The organism is Aeromonas sp. R2-2 (assembly GCF_040908355.1).
GTDB lineage: Bacteria > Pseudomonadota > Gammaproteobacteria > Enterobacterales > Aeromonadaceae > Aeromonas > Aeromonas veronii.
Genome location: NZ_JBFODQ010000073.1, coordinates 36,411 through 42,541, shown reverse-complemented (window position 1 = coordinate 42,541; position 6,131 = coordinate 36,411). Strand labels below are relative to the sequence as shown.

The 6,131-nt window shown below is 60.9% G+C and carries 6 protein-coding genes; 1 reads left to right on the top strand and 5 read right to left on the bottom strand.

Annotated features, from left to right (window positions below):
* Nucleotides 1-67 precede the first annotated feature (67 nt).
* The gene (locus AB5Z09_RS15500) at nucleotides 68-1,030 is read left to right on the top strand and encodes an IS1595 family transposase (protein WP_368194921.1); all 963 of its coding nucleotides are present in this window, start codon (nucleotides 68-70) and stop codon (nucleotides 1,028-1,030) included.
* Nucleotides 1,031-1,077: 47 nt separating this feature from the next.
* On the opposite strand, the gene AB5Z09_RS15495 is transcribed toward AB5Z09_RS15500, so the two are convergent.
* The 5 genes from AB5Z09_RS15495 to AB5Z09_RS15475 all read right to left on the bottom strand — a co-directional run bounded on the left by AB5Z09_RS15495 (nucleotide 1,078) and on the right by AB5Z09_RS15475 (nucleotide 6,070).
* A complete protein-coding gene (locus AB5Z09_RS15495) occupies nucleotides 1,078-1,857 on the bottom strand; it encodes an SDR family oxidoreductase (protein WP_368195671.1) in 780 nt (259 codons plus the stop codon).
* Between the two features lie 52 nt (nucleotides 1,858-1,909).
* Nucleotides 1,910-2,812, bottom strand: coding sequence for a 3-hydroxyisobutyrate dehydrogenase (mmsB, locus tag AB5Z09_RS15490; RefSeq protein WP_368195670.1), 903 nt, complete (start codon nucleotides 2,810-2,812; stop codon nucleotides 1,910-1,912).
* A 51-nt stretch (nucleotides 2,813-2,863) separates the two neighbouring features.
* Entirely contained in the window at nucleotides 2,864-3,976 is a 1,113-nt protein-coding gene (locus AB5Z09_RS15485; RefSeq protein WP_368195669.1) for an enoyl-CoA hydratase/isomerase family protein, read from the bottom strand.
* A gap of 18 nt (nucleotides 3,977-3,994) precedes the next feature.
* Nucleotides 3,995-4,777 (bottom strand): enoyl-CoA hydratase, encoded by a 783-nt coding sequence (locus tag AB5Z09_RS15480; RefSeq protein ID WP_005336930.1) that lies wholly within the window; start codon nucleotides 4,775-4,777, stop codon nucleotides 3,995-3,997.
* Nucleotides 4,778-4,912: 135 nt separating this feature from the next.
* Nucleotides 4,913-6,070 carry an acyl-CoA dehydrogenase family protein gene (locus AB5Z09_RS15475; RefSeq protein ID WP_368195668.1) on the bottom strand — a complete coding sequence of 386 codons (1,158 nt, stop codon included), beginning with the start codon at nucleotides 6,068-6,070 and terminating at the stop codon, nucleotides 4,913-4,915.
* Nucleotides 6,071-6,131 lie beyond the last annotated feature (61 nt).

Sequence of the window (6,131 nt, the reverse complement as noted above, 5' to 3'; positions counted from 1 at the left end):
GGCTATGTCCCAATTACGTGTTGAAAGGCTAATCTTGAAGTAGGCCATCACCTTGAGGTCTGCCATCATGGATACCCCAGCCTTTCAACACCTGTTGTCTCTCTTTCCACTGCTTACCCTGCGCCAGCGCCGCGTTGCCCGGCAGGAGCTCATGGCGCCACATGCCATTACCTCGCTCAATACCCAGTTTCCTGCATGCAGTGGCTGCCCACATTGTCAGGCCGATGTCGCCGAGCTGGCGCCTTGGGGGTGGAGTCGGGGGCTGCGCCGCTACCGTTGCAAACAGTGTCTGCGCACAAGCTCCATCCTCACCAAGACGCCCCTGGCCAGATTGCGTAAAGCACAGTGCTGGGAAGACTACGCGCAAGCCCTCATCGAAGGACTGACCGTCCGCCAGGCCGCGCGGCGCTGTGGGGTCAGCAAAAACACCGCGTTCCTCTGGCGTCACCGCTTCTTGCGTGCCATGGCAGGCCATCAAGCCACACGGGAAGAGGGCATTGTTGAGGTTGATGAGACCTTCTTCCTTGAATCGTTCAAGGGGCAACGGGGACTGCCGCGTCCGCCAAGGCATCGTGGTGGTAAAGGTCGAACCCGTGGAACCGGGTCGGATTACATCCCTGTGATGGTGGTGCAGGACCGTGCTGGCCACCATGCGGATTTTCAGCTGGAGCAGATAAATGCCGAGACGGTCATCGCGGTGTTGAAGCCGTTGGTGTCAGCGGATGCGGTGTTGTGTAGCGATGGTGCGGGTGTGTATGCGAGTTTTAGCAAAGTGCATGGAGTGACTCATCAAGTAGTGCGCAATCGCCAGGGCGAACGGGTGGTCGGTGCGTATCACATCCAGCACGTGAACGGGTATCACCATCGGTTGAAAGAGTGGATGGAGCGGTTCCATGGAGTGGCAACGCACTACCTGAAGAACTACCTGGGTTGGCGCAGGATGCTGGAGCGTTACGGGAGGGGCGTGAATATCAAAGCGTGTTTGCATGAGGCGCTGGGGCACCCCATGCAACACGTAATTGGGACATAGCCATAAAAAAGCCCCGGTGGAAACACCGGGGCCTATTATGTAAATCCCTATAAACGCAAACCGCCATCCAGTTCTATCATCCTTCCCGACAGATAGTCGTTGGCAAAAATAAAGCTCACCGTCTCGGCCAGCTGTTGCGCATCGCCAAGGGTGCCGACCGGAATGGCCTGCTGCATCCGCGCCATCGCCTCCGGCTTCATCGCCGCAGTCATGTCGGTGGTAAACACCCCGGGGGCAATCCCCATCACCCGAATGCCATGGCGCGCCAACTCCCGCGCCCAGGTCACCACCAGCGAGGCAACCCCCGCCTTGCTGGCGGCATAGTTGCTCTGGCCAATATTGCCGGCTCGGGCGATAGAGGAGATGTTGATGATGACGCCCCCCTGCCCCCCTTGCGCCATCAGCGCCGCCCCCTCGCGACCGCAGAGGAAGGTACCGGTGAGGTTGACGTCAATCACGCTCTGCCACTGGGCCAGCGTCATCTTCTCCACCAGCTCACCCTCTTTCACCTTGATCAGCATGCCATCGCGCAAAATGCCGGCGCAGTTGATAAGACCGTGCAGCACGCCAAAACGCTCCTTGATGCCAGCAAAAACCGACTCAACCTCGGCTTCGCTCGCCACATTGCAGACAAACAGCTCGCACTGACTATCTTGATCGCACTGATCATTCTGACTGCGCACCAGGGCTGCGGTAGCCTCCAGATCGGCGCGATTGATGTCGAGCAGCGCCAGCGTCGCCCCCTGTGCGCCCAGGGCCAGCGCAATGGCCCGTCCCAAGCCACGTCCAGCGCCGGTAATAACGATGACCTTATCTTTGATATCCATCAATGCTCCTTGTAGCTGGTCGAAGAGAGATGCCTTGAAGAGAGGTGGCCCGTCAGGCGGGATCCTGTTTATCCAGATAGAGTTCGACGATGCTCGAGAAATCGCGACTCCCCTGCCCCTGAGCGGCATGCAGGTTGAACAGGTTGCGGGCCAACGCCCCCATGGGCACAGCGCTGTGGCCATGCTCGGCCAGCGCCATGGCCAGTCCCAAATCTTTCACCATCAGCCGAGTCATAAATCCCCCCTGATAGTTGCGGGCGGCAGGGACATTCTCCATCACCCCGGGCCAGGGGTTGTAGCGCTCCAGACTCCAGTTGTTGCCGGAGCTCTTGCCCATGATGGTGGAGAGCACGGCGGGATCCAGCCCCTCCTTCACCCCGAGGGCCAGCGCCTCGGCAGTGCCCGCCATATGGATCGCAAGCAGCATGTTATTACACATCTTGGCGATCTGCCCGGCGCCCAGCGTACCGGCGTGAAACAGGTTCTGCCCCATGCAGGCGAGCAGAGGTTTCGCCGCCTCGAAATCCGCCGCGTTGCCGCCAACGATAAAGGTGAGCGTCCCGGCGGCCGCACCGGCGACACCGCCCGATACGGGGGCATCAATAAAGCGCAAACCGCGTGCGCGGGCCGCCTCCCCGACCTGACGGGCAGAGTCGACATCGATAGTGGAGCAGTCGATCACCAGTGCACCAACCGGCAGTGCTGCCAGCAGATCCTGCCCCTCAGACAACCAAAGATCGCGCACATGCTCCCCCGCAGGTAGCATGCTGATCACCACCTCGCAGCCGGTCACCGCCTCACGGGCATCCCCCGTGGCGATGCAGCCAGCGGCGATGGCGCGCTCAATGTTTTGGGCAACCAGATCAAACACCTGCACCCTGTGCCCGGCCCTGGCCAGATTGGCCGCCATGAGGCCCCCCATGTTGCCGAGCCCGATAAACCCTATCCTTGTCATCCCGCTTGCTCCTTGCGTTGCTGATGGCGGCGTCCGCCGGTTGCCAAGATGTTATTCCTTGCAGGCCAACGGATTGCGCCCCTGCGGCCAGCGATAGAACTCGTCCAGCCACTCCCCCTCCGGTGGCAACAGTTGCCAGCGGGGATCTTTATCCTTGTCGATCAGCAGTGCCCGTACCCCTTCCACAAAATCCCCCTTCAGCACGCAGTTGACCGAGAGGGTCAGCTCCTCGGCAAATACCTCTGCCAGTGAGTTGCGGCGAGCCTGCCAATATTGACGCCACAAAATGGCGCGGCTGATGGGGCTGCCGGTGCGGCAGAGCTGCTGCGCCTGCTGGAGTACCGCCTCCTGTTCATCGAACTGAGCTTCGAACAACCGCGCCAATACCCCTTGCAGCGTGCGTCCCGCCAGCAAGGCATCGATCCTCTGTTGATGGGGCAGCAATACTGGCGCTGGCAACCGGGCCGCTACCTCACGGTGCAATCCCCTGAGCAGCAGATCGATCTGCTCACGGGGCTCACCACTGCCAGCCCAGTCGAGTACGGCGAGGCGTGACAACAGCGCACTGCGCTCGCCACTGGCGATGGCGTGATCCGCCAGCCCAAGACCGATGGCATCACTCCCGTTGAAGCGGGCGCCAGTCAGACCGAGCCAGAGCCCGAGCCGCCCCGGCATCCGGCTTAAAAACCAGCTTGCCCCCACGTCGGGGTAGAGGCCTATGGTCACCTCCGGCATGGCGAACAGGCTCTTTTCGGTCACCACCCGAAAATCGGCGCCAGCAAACAGGCCAATACCGCCCCCCATGCAGATACCGTCCGCCACGCAGATAAGGGGCTTGCGGTAAGAGTGGATGTGGTGGTCGAGCCGGTACTCCTGCTCGAAAAAGTCGCGGGCATATTCGAACTGTTCCGCCTCGCTCGCCTCCTGCTTGCGGTAATAGAAGGAGCGGATATCGCCACCGGCACAAAATGCCTTCTCACCCACCCCCTGCAGCAGCACACAGACGATGGCGGGATCCTGCTCCCAACGGGTCAGCGTCTGTTGCAGGATCTGGATCATCGGCAGGCTCAATGCGTTGAGAGACGCAGGGCTGTCGAGGGTCAACACCCCGATCTGATGGCCATCTTCGGTGGGATAACAGCTAACCTTGACCGGCTCACTCATAAACGGCTCCGTATGGATTTATTCTGTTGGGCCATATTGCCAGCGCGGTAAGCGTTTCTCCAGGAAGGCGGCCACCCCTTCACGCTGATTGGCATCGCTAAAGAGATCGAGAAACAGCGACCGCTCAAGGGGCAAGGCGGCATCCCGCGGGCCACTGCGGCCCTGATTGATCAGGGTTTTACAGGCGCGCAGGGCGCTCGGGCTCTGGCGCTCCACCAGATGGGCCATCTGGTGCGCCGCCTCCCACGCCTGACCGGTTTTCACCACCTCCTCCACCAGCCCCATCTCGTAGGCCAGCGAGGCGCTCACCTTCTCACCGCAGAGGATCATCCGCTTGGCCCAGCCCGGCCCCACCAGCTCGGTCAAACGCTGGGTGCCACCGGCACAGGGAAGCAAGCCCACCGAAGCTTCCGGCAGTCCCAGCAACGCCTGCTGCTCGGCGATACGGATATCACAGGCCAGCGCCACTTCCAGGCCACCGCCCATGGCATAACCATTGATGGCGGCGATACTGACGCCGTGAAAACGGGCCAGCGCCTCGAAGGCCTTGCCAAAGGCCTCGGCTACTTCGCGGGCCAGCTCGACATTCCCCTCGACAAACATATTGAGGTCGGCACCGGCGCAGAAAAATTTGTCGCCCGCACCACGGATCACCAGCGCCACCACATCGGGACGACTGTCGAGCTCCACCATCATCTGTAAAAAGGCCTGCAGGCTGGCGAGAGTCCAGGTGTTGGCAGGGGGATGGTCGAGGGTGATATAGGCCACGTGGCCATGATATTCGAGTCTGATCCTTGTCATAACATTGTCCTTGTCGATGAAGCTGCCGCCATGATGACAGTCTTGAATGACGCCAACCTGTGGCTGGCTCACAAAGCCGAAACCAGCATGGTGCAAATCGGGTGGCAGGCAACACACCCTTGATGCGACCACCGGTTAGCCCAGCGACAAACCGGGATCGGCCAGCATGCGGCGCGCGATGATGAGTCGCATCACCTCGTTGGTGCCCTCCAGAATGCGGTGTACCCGGGTATCGCGCAGATAGCGCTCGAGCGGATACTCGCGGATATAACCATAGCCGCCAAAGAGTTGCAGAGCCTCATCACAGATTCGATAACCCACATCGGTAGCAAACCGTTTGGCCATGGCACACCAGGCACTCTTGTCGGTTGCCCCGCGATCCAGCTTGTCGGCGGCCTGACGTACCAGCAGGCGGGCGGCAGCCAGCTCGGTCGCCATATCGGCCAGGCGAAACTGCACGCTCTGGAATTCGCTGATCGGGTGACCAAATTGCTGGCGTTGCTGCACATAAGCCAGCGCATCGTCCAGCGCCTGCTGGGCGGTGCCCACCGAACAGGTGGCAATATTTATGCGCCCCCCATCGAGGGCCTGCATGGCGAACTTGAATCCTTCCCCCTCTTCGCCCAACCGATAACAGGCAGGAATGCGAACCCCGTTGAAAACAACCTCCCGGGTCGGCTGGCTGTTCCAGCCCATCTTCTCTTCTGCCTTGCCATAGCTCACGCCGGGGGCATTAGCCGGCACCATAAAGGCAGAGATCCCCTTCGCACCTTCACCACCGGTACGGGCCATCACCACCAGCACGTCTGTGCTGCCCGCTCCCGAGATAAAGACCTTGGTTCCCTCGATGAGGTAGCTATCACCCTCGCGAGTGGCTCGGGTCTTGAGTGCCGCCGCATCGGAACCCGCCCCCGGCTCGGTGAGGCAATAGGAGCCCAGCAATTCGCCGCTAGCCAGTTTCGGAACCCACTCTTTGGCAACCTCGGTGGGCAACCAGCTACCCAGCATCCAGCTCACCATGTTGTGGATAGTCAGATACGCCGTGGTCGAGGTACAGCCCATGGCGAGGCGTTCGAAGATGAGGCTCGCATCGAGGCGCGGCAGCCCCAATCCGCCAAACTGCTCCGGGGTATAGAGACCACAAAAACCTAGCCCGGCCGCCTGCTTGATGGTCGGGATTGGAAACTCATGCTCCTTGTCCCAGCGCGCGGCATGGGGTTTGAGCGCCTCATCGGAAAAGGCGGCGGCCGCCTCCACATACGCCTGTTGATCATCGGTCAGGGTAAAATCCATCTCGTCGTTCTCTCCCTTGTTGCCACGCGCTTGTTGCCCCGCGCTTATTTTCCTGAGTTAG